Source organism: Arthrobacter sp. NPDC056691 (assembly GCF_042791415.1).
Classification (GTDB): Bacteria; Actinomycetota; Actinomycetes; order Actinomycetales; family Micrococcaceae; genus Arthrobacter.
Window position 1 is genome coordinate 149163 of record NZ_JBHTXX010000005.1, and the last position, 20042, is coordinate 169204.

At 67.2% G+C, this 20042-nt stretch carries 21 protein-coding genes, 1 tRNA gene and 1 pseudogene; 12 read left to right on the plus strand and 11 right to left on the minus strand.

What is annotated here, in order from left to right:
• The first annotated feature begins 152 nt into the window (after positions 1-152).
• Complete coding sequence (locus tag ACFRAU_RS06765) at positions 153-4355, plus strand: AAA family ATPase (RefSeq protein ID WP_377999268.1); 4203 nt, start codon at positions 153-155, stop codon at positions 4353-4355.
• Entirely contained in the window at positions 4352-4603 is a 252-nt protein-coding gene (locus ACFRAU_RS06770) for a hypothetical protein (protein WP_377999269.1), read from the plus strand. Before ACFRAU_RS06765 ends, ACFRAU_RS06770 begins: the two co-directional genes overlap by 4 nt.
• Before the next feature lie 165 nt (positions 4604-4768).
• On the opposite strand, the gene cpaB is transcribed toward ACFRAU_RS06770, so the two are convergent.
• The 3 genes from cpaB to ACFRAU_RS06785 all read right to left on the minus strand — a co-directional run bounded on the left by cpaB (position 4769) and on the right by ACFRAU_RS06785 (position 6792).
• Positions 4769-5515 carry a Flp pilus assembly protein CpaB gene (cpaB, locus tag ACFRAU_RS06775; RefSeq protein ID WP_377999270.1) on the minus strand — a complete coding sequence of 249 codons (747 nt, stop codon included), beginning with the start codon at positions 5513-5515 and terminating at the stop codon, positions 4769-4771.
• Between the two features lie 238 nt (positions 5516-5753).
• The gene (locus tag ACFRAU_RS06780) at positions 5754-6032 is read right to left on the minus strand and encodes an FmdB family zinc ribbon protein (protein ID WP_377999271.1); all 279 of its coding nucleotides are present in this window, start codon (positions 6030-6032) and stop codon (positions 5754-5756) included.
• 148 nt (positions 6033-6180) lie between these two features.
• Positions 6181-6792, minus strand: coding sequence for a 5-formyltetrahydrofolate cyclo-ligase (locus tag ACFRAU_RS06785; protein WP_377994399.1), 612 nt, complete (start codon positions 6790-6792; stop codon positions 6181-6183).
• A gap of 88 nt (positions 6793-6880) precedes the next feature.
• Between ACFRAU_RS06785 and galU the strand changes: the two genes are divergently transcribed.
• The 6 genes and pseudogenes from galU to ACFRAU_RS06815 all read left to right on the plus strand — a co-directional run bounded on the left by galU (position 6881) and on the right by ACFRAU_RS06815 (position 10470).
• Positions 6881-7786, plus strand: a complete 906-nt coding sequence (galU, locus tag ACFRAU_RS06790) for a UTP--glucose-1-phosphate uridylyltransferase GalU (protein WP_377994400.1) — start codon at positions 6881-6883, stop codon at positions 7784-7786.
• 6 nt (positions 7787-7792) lie between these two features.
• A complete protein-coding gene (locus tag ACFRAU_RS06795; RefSeq protein ID WP_377994401.1) occupies positions 7793-8413 on the plus strand; it encodes a GNAT family N-acetyltransferase in 621 nt (206 codons plus the stop codon).
• Positions 8414-8540: 127 nt separating this feature from the next.
• Positions 8541-9518: a hypothetical protein gene (locus ACFRAU_RS06800; RefSeq protein WP_377999272.1), complete on the plus strand. Its 978-nt coding sequence runs from the start codon at positions 8541-8543 to the stop codon at positions 9516-9518.
• An 84-nt stretch (positions 9519-9602) separates the two neighbouring features.
• A pseudogene (locus ACFRAU_RS06805) lies at positions 9603-9836 on the plus strand (NmrA family transcriptional regulator); the annotation flags it as partial.
• A 133-nt stretch (positions 9837-9969) separates the two neighbouring features.
• Positions 9970-10353 (plus strand): hypothetical protein, encoded by a 384-nt coding sequence (locus ACFRAU_RS06810; RefSeq protein WP_377999296.1) that lies wholly within the window; start codon positions 9970-9972, stop codon positions 10351-10353.
• 44 nt (positions 10354-10397) lie between these two features.
• Positions 10398-10470 (plus strand) — tRNA-Ala (locus tag ACFRAU_RS06815).
• Between the two features lie 70 nt (positions 10471-10540).
• Here the strand turns inward: ACFRAU_RS06815 and ACFRAU_RS06820 are convergent.
• The 6 genes from ACFRAU_RS06820 to ACFRAU_RS06845 all read right to left on the minus strand — a co-directional run bounded on the left by ACFRAU_RS06820 (position 10541) and on the right by ACFRAU_RS06845 (position 14409).
• Positions 10541-10942 (minus strand): Hpt domain-containing protein, encoded by a 402-nt coding sequence (locus ACFRAU_RS06820; RefSeq protein ID WP_377999273.1) that lies wholly within the window; start codon positions 10940-10942, stop codon positions 10541-10543.
• A gap of 540 nt (positions 10943-11482) precedes the next feature.
• Positions 11483-11824, minus strand: coding sequence for a hypothetical protein (locus ACFRAU_RS06825; RefSeq protein WP_377994405.1), 342 nt, complete (start codon positions 11822-11824; stop codon positions 11483-11485).
• A 75-nt stretch (positions 11825-11899) separates the two neighbouring features.
• Positions 11900-12406 carry an AFG1/ZapE family ATPase gene (gene zapE / locus ACFRAU_RS06830; RefSeq protein ID WP_377999274.1) on the minus strand — a complete coding sequence of 169 codons (507 nt, stop codon included), beginning with the start codon at positions 12404-12406 and terminating at the stop codon, positions 11900-11902.
• Positions 12406-13401, minus strand: coding sequence for a magnesium/cobalt transporter CorA (gene corA, locus ACFRAU_RS06835; protein WP_377999275.1), 996 nt, complete (start codon positions 13399-13401; stop codon positions 12406-12408). The genes zapE and corA overlap by 1 nt, the downstream gene beginning before the upstream one ends.
• 42 nt (positions 13402-13443) lie before the next feature.
• Positions 13444-13869 (minus strand): DUF1761 domain-containing protein, encoded by a 426-nt coding sequence (locus tag ACFRAU_RS06840; RefSeq protein WP_377999276.1) that lies wholly within the window; start codon positions 13867-13869, stop codon positions 13444-13446.
• Between the two features lie 9 nt (positions 13870-13878).
• The gene (locus ACFRAU_RS06845) at positions 13879-14409 is read right to left on the minus strand and encodes an Lrp/AsnC family transcriptional regulator (RefSeq protein WP_377999277.1); all 531 of its coding nucleotides are present in this window, start codon (positions 14407-14409) and stop codon (positions 13879-13881) included.
• A 174-nt stretch (positions 14410-14583) separates the two neighbouring features.
• Here ACFRAU_RS06845 and ACFRAU_RS06850 point away from each other — a divergent pair, with 174 nt between their 5' ends.
• The 3 genes from ACFRAU_RS06850 (at position 14584) to ACFRAU_RS06860 (ending at position 16888) form a co-directional block, all read left to right on the plus strand.
• Entirely contained in the window at positions 14584-15819 is a 1236-nt protein-coding gene (locus tag ACFRAU_RS06850; RefSeq protein WP_377999278.1) for an MFS transporter, read from the plus strand.
• A 116-nt stretch (positions 15820-15935) separates the two neighbouring features.
• Complete coding sequence (locus tag ACFRAU_RS06855; RefSeq protein WP_377999279.1) at positions 15936-16655, plus strand: ArsR/SmtB family transcription factor; 720 nt, start codon at positions 15936-15938, stop codon at positions 16653-16655.
• A complete protein-coding gene (locus ACFRAU_RS06860; protein ID WP_377999280.1) occupies positions 16652-16888 on the plus strand; it encodes a 2-nitropropane dioxygenase in 237 nt (78 codons plus the stop codon). Before ACFRAU_RS06855 ends, ACFRAU_RS06860 begins: the two co-directional genes overlap by 4 nt.
• 76 nt (positions 16889-16964) lie before the next feature.
• Here ACFRAU_RS06860 and ACFRAU_RS06865 read toward each other — a convergent pair whose 3' ends face one another.
• Complete coding sequence (locus tag ACFRAU_RS06865) at positions 16965-17474, minus strand: Lrp/AsnC family transcriptional regulator (protein WP_377994413.1); 510 nt, start codon at positions 17472-17474, stop codon at positions 16965-16967.
• Between the two features lie 118 nt (positions 17475-17592).
• Positions 17593-18912 carry an MFS transporter gene (locus ACFRAU_RS06870; protein WP_377999281.1) on the minus strand — a complete coding sequence of 440 codons (1320 nt, stop codon included), beginning with the start codon at positions 18910-18912 and terminating at the stop codon, positions 17593-17595.
• A gap of 91 nt (positions 18913-19003) precedes the next feature.
• Between ACFRAU_RS06870 and ACFRAU_RS06875 the strand changes: the two genes are divergently transcribed.
• Complete coding sequence (locus tag ACFRAU_RS06875) at positions 19004-19990, plus strand: LysR family transcriptional regulator (protein ID WP_377999282.1); 987 nt, start codon at positions 19004-19006, stop codon at positions 19988-19990.
• Positions 19991-20042: the final 52 nt, after the last annotated feature.

Genomic DNA, 20042 nt, shown 5'->3' on the forward strand with positions numbered 1-20042 from the left:
AGAATGGCCGGTCTCCGCAGGGAGGCCGGCCATTTTGCATTCCCGGGTATCGCATCCGGCATGGCGGGCAACGGTGCGAAATGCGCCGCAACTTGGGCCGACCCAGTGTTGCGGTCTCTCAACCGCGGCGGTTTCCGGCTACGCTCGAAACTATGCCCGTATGGTCCAAGGCGTCACGCGCAAGCGCAGAAAAGAAGGCAGTAGTGTCAGTAGGTCAGGTCGACTCCGAGGGTTCGGAGGAGCTCAGGAAGTGGCTGTCCGGGCTCAAGCCCGTTACAGGGGCAGACACCATGCTGCGCTTCACCAAGACGCCCGAGGGTTCCATCGACCTCACGCACGCGCACCCTTCGGGCCTGGCGCAGCTCATGGCCGGGCGCCGGACTCGGCTCTCCACGCTGATCCGTGACCAGCAGCAGTACGTCGTGGCCGCCCGGGCCTGCCGGAACCTGCGCTCGAAGATTTTCGAACTGGCCAATGACCGCGGCATCGAGGCCGGGTACTTTTCGGCCGGCACCGTGGTGTGGACCTCCGCCGTCGGCGGCAAACCGCAGCGCGTCTCGGCCCCGGTGATGCTGACTGCCATGTCGCTCACGATCCGCCCCGGCGAAGACGACTACGAACTCCAGCTCACGGAGCAGGCGCGCATCAACCCCGCCCTGATCCGTCACCTCAAGACCGTGCACGGGATCGTGTTCGACGTCAACGCGGTGACACGGATGGCGTACAGCACCGCGCGGTTCGACCCCCTGCCCGTGCTGGACCGGATCAGCACCCTGGTCAAGCCGATCCACGGCGCCGACGTGGAGCACAACCTGCTGGTCTCGAGCTTCGCGGACCTTTCCGGGAACCTCGACGATCCGTGGATTAATGGTCGGAACACACTGGTGGCCTCGCTGGCCAAGGCCGCATCGGGTGAAGTCATCGACGTGCCCGCGCTCGAGCCCGGACGTTTTCCCAGTGTTGACGAGCGGGACCCGGCCGAAGAGCTGCTCCTCCTCGACGCCGACGCCGACCAGCAGTATGTGGTCGACGCCGTCCGTGCCGGGGACTCGCTGGTGGTAAGCAGCCCGCCCGGCACGGGCCAGACACAGACGGCCATCAACACCATCGGTGCGCTCGTGGACGAAGGCAAGACCGTCCTGGTGGTGGGGGACCGGCGTGCCAGCCTCAACGAAGTGGCCGGACGCCTCGAAAACCTGGGCCTGGACTCCATCCTTTTCCAGCTGTCCGGAAACGCAACGCCACAGCAGCTCAAGGGCCAGCTGGTGCGCGCCATCGTGCGCAACGAGAAGGCCCAGGAACCGCAGCTCGGCAGCCTGCACAAGACCCTCACCGAGCACCGCCATGCGCTTCTGGACCACGTTGCGTCGCTGCACAACGTGCGGCAGCGGTGGGGCTGCTCGCCGTACCAGGCCATGCAGTCGCTCGCGGAGCTGACGTCCATCCAGCCCGCCCCGGCCACCACCGTCCGCCTGAAGCGCAGCGTCCTGGACAGCATCCGGGACCGCGAGGAACTCGCCGGCCGGCTGAAGCGCGCGGCCGAACTCGGTGCGTTCAGCAGGGCATCGACCACCAGCCCCTGGCACGGCGCGCGGCTGGTGACGCGCAAGGAAACCGAGGAAGCCCAGGAGCTGGCACGTGCGGTGGCGAAGAAGCTGCCGCTGCTGCAGGAGCGGATGAACGAGGTGGCCAGCCACGCCGAAATTCGCCTGGGCACCACGTTTGCCGAATGGGGCTCCCAGCTCAAGCTCCTGGTGGCCGTCCGCGAAAGCCTGGACAAGTTCACCCCGGACATTTTCGACCGGCCCGTGACTGACCTGATTTCCGCGACGGCGTCCTCGTCCTGGCGCAGGGAGCGCGGCATCGACATGGCCTCCATGCAGCGGTCCCGCCTGCGCCGGGTGGCCAAAGAGTACGTCCGTCCGGGCGTGCACATTGCCGATCTTCACAGTTCGCTGGTGCTGGTTCAGGAACAGCGTGCCCAGTGGGCCGGGTACGCCACCACACAGCGGCACCCGGCGGTGCCGTCCGGCCTGGCGGAGATCAGCATCATGCACCGCGGACTGACCCGCGAGATGAAGATGCTGGGCGAGGCACTGCGGCATACGGCTGCAGGCGGCTCGCTCGAAAACATTCCGTACCCGGAGCTCATGGAGCGCCTGGAACGGCTGGTCTCGGACACGCAGACGCTGCAGACCCTGCCCGAGCGCACGCTTCTCATCGAGAACATGCGCGAGCACGGGCTGGGGGAGCTGCTGGCGGACCTCTCGGAGCGCGAGGTCGGTGCCGGGTCCGTCGCCGCCGAGCTTGACCTGGCCTGGTGGCAGTCGGCGCTCGAAGCGATGATCAGCGGTGACGACTACCTGGCCATGTCCGACGGCGACGCGCTGCGCCAGCTGGAGGCGGAGTACCGGCTCGCCGACAACGCCCATATCGCCAGCGGCGGCGGGCGGCTGCGGTGGAAGCTGGCCGAGCGCTGGCGCGCGGGCATTGAGGAGCATGCCCGCCAGGCGGACCTGCTCCGGAGCCTGCTCAAGGACGGGCGGGTCACACTGGCCGCGCTGACGGCGCAGGCACCCGGGCTCGTCCCCATGCTGGTGCCTGTCTGGTCGGTCAGTCCGTACCTCATGACCGGACTCCTGCCTGCCGAGCAGAAGTTCGACGCCGTGGTGATCCTCGACGCGGAGGCGACGTCGCTGCAGGCGGTCCTCCCCGCCGTCGCCCGTGCCCGGCAGGTGATCGCCTTCGGCGACGACAAGATCGCCAGCCCGCGCACCTTTACCGTTGCGGTGGAGCGGCTCGCTGCCGGCGAGCAGTCGCACCAGAGCGTCGAAAGCGCGTTCACGGCACTTTCTGCGGTACTGCCGACAGCGCCGCTGCGCTCCGTTTACCGCGCGGTGGACGAGGACCTGGTGCTGCAGCTGAGCAAGAACTTCTACGACGGCGGCCTCCGCCGCCTCCCCGAGGGCCAGTCGGCCACGGGGCTGGATCGTGCGCTGACGGTGGAGTACCTGCCCGACGGCACGGGCCTGCCCAGCGCGGACCACGAGGGCGTCGAATCGGTGGTGGCCGAGGTGAACCGGGTGGTTGAACTCGTGTTCGAACACGCCCGGCTCCGGCCCCGGACCTCGCTGGCGGTGGTGACTGCCAGCCTCCGGCACGCGGCACGCATCGGCGAGTCCATCCGGCTGCAGCTGCCCAACCATCCGTCGCTCTCCGGATTCTTCACGGCAGGTGATGAATCCTTCCGGGTGGTGGACCTGGAGCGTGCCCAGGGGCTGGTCCGCGACCGCGTGATCTTCTCGCCGGGTTACGGGCGGACACCGCACGGCCGCGCCCTGCACAGCTTCGGCCCGCTGTCCGCCGAAGGCGGCCGGGCCAAGTTTGCCCTGGCCATGACCCGGGCCCGGCAGTCGCTGCATGTCCTGACGTGTTTCAAACCGGAGGACCTTGACCGGACGCGGCTGGCCCACGGTGCCGTCGACCTTTTCGAACTTCTGGACCGGGAGATCTCCGGCAACACCGACCTGGGGACCCCAGCTTCGCGGGCAGCGGCAAGCGAACAGGCGCTGGGAGCCGATCCGCTGGTGGCCGACCTCGGCGACCGGCTGCGTGCCCGCGGTGCCCGCGTCTGGCACCAGTACGACGGTGCCATCGACGTGGTGGCCGCAGCCGATCCGCTCAGCACCATGGGCCAGGACGAAGCCGACATTCCACGGCCGGTCGCCATTGAATCTGACGGCACCGAGCAATACCGCCAGATGACAGTCCGGGAACGCAGCCGGCTGCGCCCCCAGTTGCTTGAGCGGCTCGGCTGGCGGTACATGCCGCTGTGGACCATCGAGGTGTTCACCGATCCCTCGGCCTGCGCCGACAGGATTGGCGGATACCTGGGGCTTGAGAAGCCTGCTCCGCCGGGGCGCTCCGGTGGGTCGCCGGGATTCTTCCTGGATGACGACGTCAGCACCCTCGCGGTGGACGACTTCGAGTCCGAACCGGGGGACGAAGCCGGGTACGGGAACCTGGATGACCTCTTCGGTGACGACCCGGGCGTGGACGGCGCCGAGAGCGGCCGGGACGCATCTCGCCGGGACGCAGCGGAGGCGGTCCCGGAGCACCAGGTCTCGTTGGATGCGGACAAAACCGACATCCATCAGACAGAGGCTGGCCAGCGGGACACTGATCAGGCAGAGGCGGATCAGGAGGACACCGATCAGGGAGACACTGATCGGGCATACCCTGGCCGAACGGACCAGGGGGCCTCTGGTTCCGGCGCGCCCGACGCCGGCGGAGGCTTCGGATCTGAGGCTGGCGCGGACGGGCTGGCCACGGAACGGAAGGAGGGCCCGCTGTGACATCAGACGGCGGGGCCGAACGCGAAGACGGGGCCGAACGCGAAGCCGAGGCCGAACGCAAAAACGTGCAGGCAGCGGCACCGGGGAAGTCCGCAAAGGGCCGCCGCGCCAAAGCCGGCGGGCAGGAGCGGACAGGGGTGGTCCCCAAGACGGCGGCCGAGGACGACCCGCGCACCTGGGGCGACGCAGAATCCGGCAACGACCACGACGCGTGGCTGAAGGAGCAGAGGCCCCCGCACTGGGGCTGAGCAGCCCGGCAAACACGCCGAGGATCCGCAAAGGCCAGAGGATTGGCAAAGCCCCGAGGATTGGCAAAGCGCAGGGGATTCGCAGAGCCCCGAGGATTGGCAAAGCGCAGGGGATTCGCAGAGCCCCGAGGACTTGCCCGGGGCACGGAACCCGCACGGGCTCGCTCACCGGGCACCGGATCCCACCAGGACGAAAAACAGTTTTCCCTGGGTTGACGCGCCCGCCAAGGCACTGGCCTGCGCAGGAGTGGCGGCCACTACCAGCAGCCCGTCCGAGTCCCCGGCAGCAAGCCACTGGCCGCCCTGGCCTTCCTGGCCGGAGGTCCACAGGACAGGCACGGACTTGGCCAGTACCTTCGACGCTGACGCCTGCTCATAGCCGTTGCCGCTTGTCATGACCACGTTCACAAGTTGTCCGGGGGATACCAGTTGGATGGATGACGGATCCGCCATCCGCAGCGGCACCGCAGCGGATCCGGGCGGCGCTCCCGTCAGCAGGCCTGGCCCCACCAGTTGCGCATCGGTGAGGAGTTGGCCCTGGCGAAGCGGCCCTGCCAGTTGCTTGCCGTCCACTCCGCTGCTGTCGTCAAAACTCCCGTCCGGCACCATGGCGGGCGGGACGCTGACGGTCCTGACATCGCTGCCCGTCAGGTTCGCCCCGGCCGGAAGGTCCCGGGCAGCGGCCAGGACACCCACGGTCTGGGCGGGGGCAGGAGTCAGCTGGTGGACGGCGATCCCCGCGGCCGCGCAAAGGAGGAGTGCCACGGCAAGGCGGCGGTTACGGTTCAGCCACCCCGCGAAGCGCCGTCCGCGCGGGCGCGGACGGACGGCAGAACCGGGCAATGCGTTGCGGCGCCCGGGACGAGCGGCCGGGCGGGATGCCCTTGCGGGGAAGATTCCGGTAGCTGGCATGCCGCCACGCTACGGGCCGTCCGTTGGGCCGCGACAGGTGCGGGCAGCCGTATGTGGAAAAAGTAGCGCCTCCACAGCCCGCCGGGAGACTGGCCCGAGCGCGAACAGAGAGTTAGGCACCTGCACGCACGAAGGGACACGCAAGCCCCGGGTTACCCGACTAAAGCAAAGAGCCCGGCCCGGTAAACCCGGCCGGACTCTTTTGAGTTTGAAGGCGGCAGGTGCCGCGGGAACCCGATTAGCTCGCGGCTGCAGCTGCCGGGGCAGCGGATGAAGCAGAGGATGCGGGAGCGGCCGGGGCTGACGCAGCGGGGGAGGGCGAGACGGCGCTTCCCTTGGAATCGCGCGAATCCGTCCGGTAGAAACCGGAACCCTTGAAGACCACGCCCACGCTGTTGAACTTCTTGCGCAGCGTGCCCTGGCACTCGGGGCAGGACGTCAGAGTGCTGTCGGTGAACGACTGCACGATGTCAAAGGCATGGCTGCAATCCTTGCAGGCATAGGCATACGTGGGCACTGTAGATCCTCCTCTTGGACAAACGACAGGTCCCGTGCTGCCTGGCTTCGTTTCCCGGTTTCTCCTTGACGGATCACCGCGGCGGAAATGACTCCATTAGCAGTCGCAGGGCCTGAGTGCCAATTCTAGCACCCCGCCCCGGGCGAGGTCACGCGAAGGCTACCAGCCCGGAGGGCATGAGCACTGCCTCGACGGGGCGGTCGAAGTCTTCAGCCGGGATGGTCTGGGCTGGCAGGAGTTCGGTGTCGTAGATGATGGCTGCCTTCGGAAGGTGCAGGCCGCCGGCGTTGGCCGCGGCCAGGAACTTGTCGTAGTAGCCGCCGCCCTGTCCGATTCGGTTGCCGCTGCGGTCAACGGCCGTTGCCGGCATGAACATCCCGGCCGCAGTCCGCACCGCGTCCAGTCCGTGTCGCTCACCGTCCGGTTCCTGAATGGGCGCGTACCTGCTGCGGATGAACTCGCTCTCCGGGGTCCAGAAGACCCAGCTGAGCTCCCGGTCCGGTTCGCACACCGGGAGCAGGATGCTGTGACCCGCCTCATGCAGCGCGTGCAGCAGCGGGAGGGTTGGCGGTTCGAAGTCAACGCCGAGGTAAGCGGTGAACGTGGCCCGTTTGCCGGCAGCGATGGCCTCGGCCCAGGGCAGGCCATGGGTTGCGATGCCGTCGCCGGCATTTGCGAGGTCCGTTGCTGTCATCGTGGCCCGGATTTGCCGGTGCCGCGAACGGATCCCGTCCTTCGACGGCATGGTCCCTGTTGGCATGGATGTCATCCTTTGTCGCAGCGGCAGGCGGGCGGGCCGCTGCCGGAAGCATTTACCGTATGAATGTTCCCTCGGATAGATTAGACCAGTGACTTCCACTAATTGTTCAGTCCGCAAGGCCGTAATCCCCGCTGCTGGGCTCGGCACCAGGTTCCTGCCTGCCACCAAGGCCATGCCCAAGGAGATGCTGCCGGTGGTTGACAAGCCGGCCATCCAGTACGTCGTCGAGGAGGCCGTCAAGGTGGGCCTGAGCGACGTCCTGATGATCACCGGACGCAACAAGCGCGCGCTCGAGGACCACTTCGACCGCGTCCCGGCCCTGGAAGCGACGCTGGAGGCCAAGGGGGACACCGCCAAGCTGGAATCGATCCAGGCCGCGAGCAACCTGGGCGACATCCACTATGTCCGCCAGGGTGACCCCAAGGGCCTTGGCCACGCGGTGCTGCGCGCCCGCCAGCACGTGGGTTACGAGCCGTTCGCCGTCCTCCTCGGTGATGACCTCATCGATGCCCGCGACGAGCTCCTCAGCACCATGATCGACGTGCAGGCCAAAACCGGCGGTTCCGTGGTGGCCCTCATCGAGGTGGAGCCGTCCCAGATCAGCGCCTACGGCTGTGCTGATATCTCCGAGATTGAGGGCGAAGGCTTCGTCAGGATCAACAAGCTGGTGGAGAAGCCGGACGTGGACGAGGCGCCCTCCAACCTGGCTGTCATTGGCCGCTATGTGCTCCACCCTGACGTGTTCGATGTGCTGGAAAAGACCGAGCCCGGCCGTGGCGGCGAGATCCAGCTGACCGACGCCCTGCAGGAGCTGGCCAGCAGGGACGGTGAAGGCGGCGGCGTGTACGGCGTGGTTTTCCGCGGCCGCCGCTACGACACCGGGGACAAGCTCAGCTACCTCAAGGCCTGCGTGGAACTCGCCATCGACAGCGAAGACCTCGGACCTGGTCTGCGTGAGTGGCTGCCGGAAATTGCCGCCCGTCTGTCCAAGTAACCATTCATGAGGGTCAGCCACATCTGGCCGGTCACGCTGGAGTGCGGGGACCTTGTCCTGCGGCCCATCAGGTACAGGGACCGGAAGGAATGGACTGAGGTCCGTTCCCGCAACAGCGACTGGCTGGCGCCCTGGGAGGCCTCGAATCCGATCGCTGGCGGGGCTCTGCCCGATTACCGGCAGATGGTCCGGTCCCTGAACACCCAGGCTGCCCAGGCCACGGCACTGCCCTTCGTGATCGCCGAGTGGACACCCGGACACCGTGACCCCGTCATCGTGGGGCAGTTGACTGTCTCCTCCATTGTGTGGGGATCGGCCATGATGGCGACCCTCGGCTACTGGGTGGACCAGGACCGCGCCGGGCATGGGATTGCCCCGACAGCCGTGGCCATGGCAACCGACCACTGTTTCCGGACCCTTGGCCTGCACCGGATGGAAATCAACATCCGTCCCGAAAACGGTCCAAGCCTGCGCGTCGTGGAAAAGCTCGGCTTCAGGGACGAGGGCTACCGCCCGCGGTTCCTGCACATCAACGGGGAATGGGCGGACCACCGTTCCTTCGCACTGACTTCAGAGGAAATTCCGGAAGGCCTCCTGAGCCGCTGGCTGCGGGTCAGGCCCGCCTGACCCCTGACCGACAGAGCCGCTGGTCAGAGCCGGGTTTCCGCATATAAGTCCATTGAATTGAAGCTGGGCCGCGACACACCGAGACGAATGCCACAAGAGCCCCGACATTCCTCATACGGTTTTGTGTGTGGACTTCCCCCTTAGCAGCTCAGTCATCCTTGTGGCTGCAGTTGCGCTCTGGATCGTTTGGGTTGCCCCTTACATGCTCCGCAACGGCCGGCATCAGTTCCAGACTGCCGGTGACCTGACGCTGGACAGCGTCGACGCCGAAACTGCAAACCCGCAAGCCGGGACGGTCGTGTATATGGCCGCCCAGCAGGAGAATCGCATGGACACCAGGAAGAGCAGCGAACCAGCAACAGGCCTCACCCCGGCTTCGTCCGGCACCAGGCCTGCCGCCGATGGGACCGGTGCCTTTCGGATCCGCTACGGACGGACGGCCATCGCGTTCGTTGGGCTGTTGTCCGTCATGACGGCCATCGTGGCCGGAGTCCTGCGGCTCTTTGGGCTCGGCAACCCCTGGGTTCCGGCCGTGGCGTTCCTGACCGGCGCTGCCGCCGTCGTGGTTTTGCGACGGCTCGCCGTCCGTGACCGCCGCAGGAAAGTCAGCGCCGCCTTCAGGGCGGCCATGGGCGCACCCGCCGGCCGGGAGTCCGCCGCCGAGCGCCCCGCGGAGGCGGCACCCGCCGCGGAGCCGGTGAAGCCCCGCGAAATCGCGCTCTTCGATGCCGAGGCAGAAACCAAGAAGCCCAAGCCTCTAACGGCAGTCGAACTCCGCGAGGCGGCCCTGGCAGTCGCCCTTGCGGCCGGCGACGAAAGCGCCGCAGTCCCGGTACAGGGCCCGGCGGCCCAGCCCGAATCCAGCTGGGACCCGGTGGAAGTTCCCAAGCCCACCTACGTCGAAGCGGCCAAGGCCGAGCGTCCGGCACCCGAGCCGCTGGCGCTGCCCGAGGCTCCCAAGTCCGTGGGCAAGCCCTCACTCAAGCAGGGTCCGGCCGCCGCACCTCCCGCCGCCTCCCCGAATGCCGCGCCCGCCAAGCCGCTGACCAAGGCCCAGAGCGCGCTGAGCAACCTTGACGACGTCCTGCAGCGCCGCCGCGCGTAGCCGGACGCCGGTGCGGCACCAGGCGCCACAGTAGTGGCCCGGATCTGCGTTGCCGGCGGCACCGGCGAGGCGGGCCGCGAAGTGGTGCGCCAGGCACTTGACCAGGGGCACGCCGTCGCCGCTCTGAGCCGGAACCCGCCGCTCCCGGGTGCCCGGGAGTATTACGACGGCGCCGCTTACTTCCGCGCGGACGTCACCACCGGAAAAGGGGTGCCGGAAGCGCTGGCGGGCGCCGACGTCGTCGTCGATTGCCTCGAGGCGCGGACCGGCAAAGCACTGAGGCATTATGCGGCCGGCGGGGCAGTGCTGCTGGGCGAAGCCGCGGCGGCGGGTGTTGCCCGCGCCGTACAGCTGTCCATCGTCAACTGCGACCCAAAGCACCCTTGCCTATTACCGGTCAAAAGCGGACAAGGAGCGCGTGTAAGCACGAGCCGCGCTGGACACCCGCACTGTGCGGGCCACGCAGTTCCACAGCCTGTTGGCGGGGATTTTCGGCGCGGGGGCCCGCGTTGGCCTCGTGCCGGCGATCAAAGGGGCACGGTTCCAGACGATCTCGCCGGCGGATGCGGCGTCGGCCCTGCTGGAAGCCGCACTGGGAGCGCCGTCCGGCGGCCCCCACGCGCCACAGACAGTCGGAGGGCCGGAAGTCCTGGGCATGGGATCGCTGGCCGGCACCTGGAAGCGGATAACCGGCGCCAGGGGCATCGCGATCGAACTTCCGCTGCCCGGATCGACGGGCAGGTTCCTGCGTGAAGGAAAGAACCTGGCGCCTGAACAGCGCTACGGAGACACGACATTTGAGGCCTGGTTGGCAAACCGGCCAGAAAATTTGTAGCCTAGGGAAACCGGCGTTGGTGTTCCTCAGGGACACGGCGCCACGGGGTTATAGCTCAGTTGGTAGAGCGCTTCGTTCGCATCGAAGAGGTCAGGGGTTCGAATCCCCTTAGCTCCACAGTTTCACCCCGGTCTGCGGACCGGGGTGTTTCCTTTTTGGCTCGGAGAACAAACTACGCGGCTGCAGCTCATGTGCCCGAAGAACCGTGTCCCTTGGGCGGCAGGTGGCCGCGCCGGGACGCTTCGCGGACTACCAGCCGGATGTTGGCGAACAGCACTGCCTTCACTGCTGTCATGTCCGGGTGGTGCCCGTGCTTCAGCGCACTCTCAAGGCTGCTGCAATATGCCTCAAGGCGCTGCGCGCCGGCCATCCCCGAGCTGACTCTCAGGCTGATGATGGCCTCCAGGGTCGTCTCCATATCGCCTCGGGTGAGGCCCTTGAAGATCTTGGCCGCCCGCACGGGAAGCATCACCAGATACTCCTCCATGAACTTCTGCGCTGCGTCCTCCCCGGCTTCGTCCGTGAGGTCCTGCAGCGCACGGTCATCCAGTACCGGAAGGTTCTGGGCCGCGTCCGGGTCCTCCGCCATGCAGCCACCTCATCCAGTTGTCCACGCCATCCTGCGATTCTCAATGAAATGGTCCGGGACGCAGCTCAAGAACCTGACACTGTCGTCGCAGGTTCGGATCAAGAGTTGGCCAGCTTTCATCCGAGGAGCCGCAGCTGGGCGTCGCCGGGTCCCGGCTGCCAGCGGTCCTCCATGTCCGGCTGTGTCAGTTAGTTGTCCGCCGGGTCCGGAGTACATGGGGGGAATGCGTTCCGGACCCGGCAGTCTGAAGCTACGGTTCGCGGCTACCTTTGCTTCAGGGACAGGAACAGTCTGCGGCCTGCACGCTATGAAACGCCGGAGCTACCTGAGAGTCAGGCGTCGCTTTTACCCCCTGTTTGAGGGGTTTGATGCGGCATACCCAAGATTTTCCTAAGCCCGGGTCGCTGGCTTCCGTCTCAGGAAAGCGTGGCGGATTCGCCTCCGCGTCGGTGCGTGGGTGGCCGTGTTTTGCCAACGCGAAAGGCGTCCACGGGCGGGAAGGTACCCTGCCCGTGGACGCCAGGCGTGTAAAGGTGCGGGCTACTGGCCGCCGCAGAATTTGCTGTAGGTGCTGCCGGCCTGCTCATAGCCGGCCTTCAGCTCGGTGAGCTTCGCCTCGTCAGGGGTTTCCTTGGCGGACTCGTCCGTGTATTCCAGGATGGCATGCAGCGCGGGCTGCAGCTCGTCCGAGGACACTGCCTCGATGGGGCGGATCTGGTTGGCCAGGCGGGTCATGCCGGTCTTGCCCACGGAGTTCGTGGGGTTCGAGACAACCGTCCGGATCCGGTCGCAGGTTTGTGCGGTGGTGAGCTGCGGCGCAGCGCAGGCGGAAGCGGAGAGGATGAACCCGGCGGCAAGCAGGGCAGTGGTGAGTTTCTTCATGTTTCCCTCAATAGTTGATGTCAATCGATTGTAAGCAGACGCAACCGGCTCAGGTCGGCCGGGTTACGGCTGGTGCTAGCAGCCGCCGGACTGCTCATCCGCCAACTGTTCGTCCGATTCGATCCGGCGAAGCTTCGAGAGCCGCTCTTCTATTCGTGACATGACGGGGGCCAGTTCCTCAGGAGCGCGGCACTCCGGCCCGCCAAAGGGGCTGCCAAGAAGCCCCGGGGCGATGAGGAACGGAGTGATGTCCTGCCCGTGGAGGACGTCCAGCACAGCCAGGAACCGCTGCCAGTCAGCCGGGCCGGCCCCGCCTTCTGCTGAAGGTGCGGGTATGCCGTCCACCACCCAGGCGTTGAACCGCTCCGCCAGCAGAAGATAGTCCGACGTCGACCGTGCCCTGCCGCACAGCTCGGCAAAACTCGCCCACAGCATGTCCGGGCCGGCGCCTTTGACTGACAGCGGACCGGTGGGCAGGGCCAGGACGTCCCGCTGGGAAGGGGAAGGGCTGAAGAGCCCGCAGGCACCCAGCTGCCGTTCCGTGCCGGGCGTGATGACCAGTCCCCGGTGAAATCCTGCCACTAGAGCCAGCCCTTCCGCTTGAAGATGAGATACATCAGAGCGGCTGTGCCAATCATCAGCAGGATCGCCATGGGATAGCCGTAGGCCCAGTGGAGCTCCGGCATGTGGTCAAAGTTCATGCCGTACACGCCGGCCACGAAGGACGGTGCGAAGAAGATCGCAGCCCAGGACGAAATCTTCTTTACCTGTTCGTTCTGCTGCGCGCCGGCCTCGTTTTGCCGGTTGGCCGTGAGCGTGCCGTCCAGGGTCAGTGCGTTCTGCAGGAGGTCACGGAACGAATCGGCCCGCGAAATCACCCGCTCCACGTGGTCCTCCACATCGCGAAGATTGTGCTGGAGGTCGGCGCCGGCAGCGAAGTCGTCGAACCCCCGGTTGAGCTGCTGCATCATGGCCGGCAGGGGGTGGATAGCCCGCTGGAACTGGATGACCTCGCGGGCGAGTTCATAGATGCGGCGGGACACCGTCGAGTCCCCGGAGAACAGCTGGTCCTCGATTTCGTCGATGTCGTTCTCCAGCCCGGCCACCACCGGAGCGTAGTCGTCCACCACCTGGTCCAGCAGCCCGTACAGCACTGCCGGCGGTCCGTGGCGGAGGAGGTCCGGCCGGGACTCCAGGCGGCGGCGTACCTGTCCGACGCCGGACATCTCGGCATGCCGGACCGTCACCACGAAGTTCTTGCCAACGAAGATATGGAGCTCTCCGAATTCCACGGTTTCGGTGTCATCGCGGTACCGGGCCGGCCTCAGAACAGTGAACAGGCTGTCCCCGTAGCGCTCCAGCTTTGGCCGCTGATGGGCCGAGATGGCGTCCTCGACGGCGAGGTCGTGCAGGCCAAACTCCTCGGCGACGGCGGCCATCTCGGCTTTCGAGGGCCGGTACAGGCCGATCCAGGCCATCCCGCCGTGGCTGCCAAGCGTTTCAAACGTCTGTTCCAGGTTTTCGGGCTCCGCGGTGCGGACCCCGTCGACGTAGACGGCGTTATCGATGATGGTCACGTGTGCAGGTCTCCGTCTGTTGGGTCAGGACATCGCGTTGGGTCAGGACATTGCGCCGATGATGACTCCGGCGGCCGTCACAGCGAGGACATCGTGGCCGGAATCGATCAGCGTCACCGCGGCAGGACGTCCGGCGAAGCCGTTGTGGATCAAATGGCCACCCACGCGAAACACCACCGCCAGAACAAATGCGAACCATCCGCCGGCCAGCGCGGTGTCGAGCCCGAGCTTGCTGATCAGCACTGCAAGGAGGACGGCTGTCAGGACTGCGGCTGCCATCATGGGAACCCAGACTCCGGCGCCGCCCTCGGACTTCCTGAGGTCATCTTCCGTTTTGCCCACGGCTTCCATCCACCGCTTGCCGAGCACGGCGGGCAGGTACCAGACGAAGCCGATGGCCATGCTCGCGATGAAGGCAAGAAGCACCGCAAGCCAGTTGATCTGAAAGAAGTAAGAGAGCCAATCCATCCTCGCATCCTATTCCGGCCGGGCCGGCGCAGGCGCCGGAGCCGACTGAGCACCTGACGCTGAAACACCTGCCGACTGAACGAGCCGGCTGATCAGCGGCTCGGTCCGGTAAGGGATGTGCGTGTGGAGGGCAAGCACAGTCTCGGTGCGGATCACGCCCTTGATGCGCAGGATCGAACGCAGCGCACCCTGGAGATTTTGCGTATCGGTGGCCACTACCCGGCACCAGACGTCGCCCCTGCCGGAGATCTCGTGCACTTCGAGGACCTGGGGAATCAGCCGCAAAGCCGCGATCACGCCGTCGAGCTCCCGGTGGGTTACTTCAATCGTCACAAAGGCGACGACGTCGTAACCCACCGCTTCGAGGTCGATCTCGCGGCCGCCGTCGTGCAGGATGCCGGAGCGCAGCATCCGGCGCACGCGTGACTGGGCGGTGTTCCGCGCGATGCCGAGTTTGTCGCTCAGCTCGCCGATCTGGACGCGGGGGTCGCGGATCAGTTCGAGCAGGATCTTCAGATCCGTGGGGTCCAAGATGTTCAAATCGTCACTCCGGTTCATGAATCCGGCCAAAGATTGATGGTTTTGCTCAATATTCCCACAAAATGACGCACTGGGTACGCACTCTTGCCGCATTCTTTAGGTACCAAGATTCCATCCGCGCGTGCAGCCCCCATAAGGGGCAGGTTCCGCGGACACACAGGCAAGGGCACGGGCATGACCGTCTTTAGCGAACTTCGAATGCGTCCGGCGACGGCCACCCGCTGGGGCTGGGATGCGTCCACCACCTCACGGCTGGCCATGGCCGGCGTCGTCATTTTCACGCTCCTGGTGGGAGCCAACCTGGCGACTCCGCTGTATCCGCTGCTGCAGGTGCGGCTGGGCATCAGTTCCCTGGGCATCACCGTCGCGTTCGCTGCCTACGTCCTGGCGCTCGTGGCCACGCTCATGCTTGCCGGGCACTGGTCCGACCACATCGGGCGCCGTGCGGCGCTCCTCCTTGCCGTGCTGACGGGGCTCGCGGGCGGGCTGGTCTTTGCGGGGGCAGACAGTCTTGCCGGGCTGTGCGGCGGCCGGGCGCTCCAAGGCGTTGCCGTCGCCCTGGCAACGGGCGCAAGCTCGGCGGCACTGCGTGAGCTGCTGCCGGAACGCCCGGAGTGGGCCTCCCGTTTCACCCTGCTGGCCTCGGCCGGGGGCGTGGCAGCGGGCCCCGCGATCGGCGGGATCCTGTCCCTTCTGCCCGGGTCCACCACGACGCCGTACCTCGTCCATTCGCTCGTTCTGGCAGCCCTGCTGGTCCCGCTGTACCTGCTCCGCGCCCGGCCCGCCATCAAGCCTGCTGCCGGCCCCCGCCCGCTGAAGGCCTTGGCGCCGCGCCGGCCAACAGTGTCCCGCGAGGCCCGGGGCGCATTCTGGCTGGCGGCGGCCGTCGGCTTCCTCAGCTTTGCCGTATTCGGCTTCTGCCTTTCCCTCGCACCCGGCTACTTCGCGAAAGTCCTCAGCACCGACTCCCGGCCACTGATTGGCCTGCTGGCCGGGCTCACCCTGGGGTCGTCCGCCCTGAGCCAGTTGGTTGCCGTCCGGAGCAGGTTCGCTGTGCCGGCAGGGTTGGCTGTGCTCGGCGGCGCCGTGGCGCTCATTGGGGCCGCGGCTGCGGCCGGCAACCCGTGGCTGCTGGTGGCGGCGAGCGTTGCCGCAGGCGCCGGCCAGGGCATCGCCTTCCGGACCGTCTTCAATGACCTGGCCGGCAAGGTGGAGGCGTCCCGGCATGCACAGATCATCAGCACGGTCTACGTGATCACCTATCTCGGAAGCGCCGTCCCGGTGATGGGGCTGGGGCTCGCGACGGCGGCCTATGGGCTCGACGCGGCCGTCGCCGGATTCGTGACAGCCTGCGCCTGCGCGGCGGCGCTGCTGGCCGCGATTACCTGGCGCCGGAGCCTCCGCCGGTAGCAGCGGCTGGTGGCCTGCCGCCGTCGTAAATCAGGGTTCTTGCAAAGGAACGATTGCAAAGAACTGATTGCAAAATAATCGTTGCAAAGGAATCTTTGCAAGAGTAGCCTTGGCGTATGGCCATCAAGCCCAGCACCGAAGCCCCCGCCGTACAGGAACTGCCGTACCCCGTCCGTAAGGTGGATCCGGCCTCCCTCAAGGCCCTTGCGCACCCGTTGCGCGTCCAGATCCTGGAGATGCTGTCCCGGTACGGCGCGCAGACGGCATGCAGCCTCGGCGAGCTGCTGGGGGAGTCCAGCGGTTCCACGAGCTACCACCTGCGCCAGCTGGCCAAGCACGACTTCGTCCGGGAAGTAGAGGGCAAGGGCACGGCACGGGAGCGGTGGTGGGAACGGCCGCGCGGCGCCATCGAGGTATCGTCACCTGAACTTGCAAGTTCCCCCGCCACCCAGGAGGCATCCCGGCTGGTCAACCGCGAATTCGAACTGCGCAGGCAGGCCGTGCTCGCCGACTTCATGGCGCACGGGGCGGACACCCTGGACCGCGACTGGCTGGAAGCCGCCACCGTCAGTACCGCCAACGTGCGGATGAACGAGGAGCAGCTGGGCGCGTACACGCGGGCCATGGAGGCCTACTCCTACCGGCTGCTGGAGGAGATCCGCGGCGAGGGGGACCAGCAGGGCGCCCGGCCGGTCCAGATCCACTTCAACGCCTTCCCCATCCTCGGTGTCCCCGCATCAGCAGGCACCCGCGGCCAGCGCAAAGCGCAGGACACCGCCGATGCGGAGTCGATCAGTACAAAACAGTCAACGAGTCCCGAAAGGAAAGAGCCATGAGTGCTCTATCGGTCAACCAATCCGTCCTCGGCTACCGCCGTGCCTCTCTCTTGGAAGCTGTGGCCGTCCGAGTCGGTGCCGGCCTGGTGGAATGGGCGGAGCGGCGGCGGGTTATTCCGGAGGAAACCGTGCGGCAACAGCGGAACGCCGCACGGCGCCGCGACGAGCTAGCCCTTCTCCGCGGCGACCTTCTAGGTGCAGCCCACTCGGGCCTGCTGCTTCCCCGCCGTTAAGTAGGCCGGAGGGTCGTCCCGGTGCCACCCCAGTCCTCTCGCCGGGTCAGTCCTTTGGCCGGATCCTCTTGCCGGGTCAGTCCTGGTCGGGCAGCGGCCCGTGGTTGCCCGGCATGTGCTCGAACACCAGTGTGGTCTCTGTGTGGCCCACCACGGGGTCAGTGGCGAGGTTGTCCAGAACCCAGTCCCGAAGGTCCTCGGTGGTGGCGACGGCGATGTGCAACAGATAGTCGACCGAGCCCGACGTGTGGAACGTCGACAGCACGGCGGGCAGCTTGGGGACGCGGGAGGTGAAGCGGTCGATCTGCTCCCGGTCGTGGGCGCGCAGCCGGACAGCGATCAGGGCCTGCACCGACCGCCCGATCGCGGAAAGGCTCAGCTTCGCCTCAAATCCCTGGATGATGCCCCGGTCTGAGAGTGCGCGGGTCCGCATGAGGGCGGTGGAGGGGGCGATGCCCACCAGTTCCGCCAGTTGCTTGTTGGATATCCGGGCATCGTCCACCAGGGCCGCCAGCAGCCGCTCATCGATGGCGTCGAGCGGCTCGTGCCCCGCCGCCGGCCGAATATTCTTCGGGTTGCTGCTCACGAATCCTCCTGAAGTGTTCTCCGTTCATCTTAGCGGCGCGAATCTGGCCAAGACATTCACGGGCAGGCTTCACTTCCGAACATCTGCAGGTTTCCCGCGCCGTTCGGCGGCGAATAATTCAGGAATGCTGCAGGCTCGCCTCGTCCTGCGGGCGCTGCCGCCGTTGGCGCCCGGAGGCGGGATGCACGACGGCGGTGATCACCGCCGTCGCACACCCCAGGATGATGACGGCGGTGGCCAGCGCCGGCCAGCCGAGCGACTGGAACACCAGCCCACCTGCCCAGCCCAGGATGCTGGAACCCAGGTAATACGCGAGGTTGTACAGCGATGCCGCCTGTGCCCGGCCGGTCTGGGCGATGGCTCCCGTCCAGCCCGCGCCGACGCTGTGGGCGGCGAAGAAGCCGCCGGTGAAAATGATGAGGCCGGCCAGTATCAGCGCCAGCACCTGGGTAAGGGTGAGGGCCAGGCCTGCCGCCATCACCGCAATTCCGGCAAGCAGCACTGTCCGCCGGCCGAAGCGCTGCGTCAGGGCTCCGGCCCAGCGTGAGGTCGCCGTGCCTGACAGATAGGCCAGGAAGATGAGGCTGATGAGCGTGGCGGGAAGGCTGAACGGTTCGCCGGAAAGCCGGAACCCGAGATAGTTGTAGACAGCTACGAAGCCGCCCATCAGCAGGAAGGCCTGCACGTACAGTGCCAGCAGCCGCGGATTGGCCAGATGCCCTGACAGTGTCCTGGCCGCGCCGCGCAGGCCTATGCCGCGGGCCGGGCTGAAGCCCCGGGCCTTGGGAATGAGGACCAGGAAGAGCACGGCGGCCACCGTGGCCAGGACGGAGACGGCGAGCGCGGCGGCGCGCCATCCCCACAGTTCCCCTGCCGGTCCGGCCACGAGCCTGCCGGCCAGGCCGCCCAGGGTGGTGCCGGCGACGTAGCTGCCCGCGGCCACGGCAGCATGCGCCCGGTCGATCTCCTCGTTGAGGTAGGCAATGGCGATGGCAGGGATGCCGCCGAGGGCCATGCCCTCCAGCATCCGGAGGCCCAGCAGGACGGGGAAGGACGTGGCCAGCGGCACCAGCAGCCCCAAGGCCGTGGCCAGGCAGATTCCCCAGGTCATCGCTTTCACCCTCCCGATCCGGTCTGCGAGGAACGACCAGGGGATGACGGTGACGGCGAGGCCCACGGTGGCCAGCGAAATGGTGAGCGCGGCTTCCGCGGCGCTCACCCGAAGCTCGGCGGCCATGACGGGGAGCACTGCCTGGGTGGAATAGAGCTGCGCGAAGGTGGCCACGCCGGCGAACGCAAGGCCAGCCAGGATCCTCCCGTAGGCCTGGGAGCCCTTCCGGTGCCCGTTCCACTCGGCCCCCGCCTTGGCAGCGGCACCGGCCGGTAGCCGGGACTGGCGCGGCGGGGTTCCGGGGGCGTGCTTGCGCGGCGTTGGCATGCCTTCAGCGTAGATCTAGGCTGTTCTAGTATCCAATGCATGATTCATCGACTATTCATGCTGTATCGGATTGATTGACGGAGGAAAAACCGTGGATATCCAGCACAGGCAGCTCGTGCAGCTGCTGCCGATCCTGCCCCTGCTGGCAGAGCTCGGGCGGACCCAACACATCACCGAAACCGCAGAGCTGCTGGGCGTTCCGCAGTCGACCGTTAGCCGAGCGCTGGCGCGTGCCAGCGCCGTGGTGGGGACCGATCTGCTGGTCCGGGACGGCAGGGGAGTGCGGCTCACTCCAGCCGCCACGACGCTGCTGCCTTATGTGGAGTCGGCGCTCGCCGAGTTCCGCGCCGGCCTGGACCTTGTACGGCACCAATCGGAGGTGGTGCGCGGCCGGATCGCCGTCACCTTTCAGCACACGTTTGGGGAGGCGACGCTGCCCTTGCTCATCAGTGCGTTCAGGAGCCGCTATCCGCAGGCGGAGTTCGACCTCAGCCAGGGCTCCCGCGACAGCTGCCTCGCGGAACTGTCCTCCGGCGTCGCCGATCTCGCACTGACCGCCCCCGTGGCACCCGCCAGTAGGACCATTGGCTCCGTTGCCCTGTACCGGGAACCGCTGCGGCTCGTGGTGCACCACCGGCACCCGTTTGCCGACCGGACGTCGGTGGCCGTGGCCCAGATCCGGAAAGACCCGTTCGTTGCGCTCGGATCCGGCTACGGGCTGCGCTCCCTGACGGATGCGCTGTTCCGGGAGGCCGGCTTTAGGCCGCGGATAGCCTTCGAAAGCCAGGATTCCCACACCGCGCGTGGCCTGGTTTCCGCAGGCCTGGGTGTCAGCATCCTTCCGCCGGAGGGCGGCAGCAGCCCGGGCCGCGGTGTCACGGAAGCCACCGGCGACCTGGGCTGGGTGGAAGTTGCGCTGGAGTCGGAACTGGCATACCGCGAGATCGGCCTGGCCTGGCGGGAACGCCGCAGCGTGCGGGACAGTGAACCGGACGCCGTGCGCCTCTTCCGCGAGCTCGTGTTGGACGAGGGACCCGGGCTGCTGGCGGGGCTGGTCCGGGCCCGGTCGGGCGCTTGACCGGCACTCGGCGCCGGCCCTCGGAGCCGTGCCACCCGGAGCCGTGCCACCC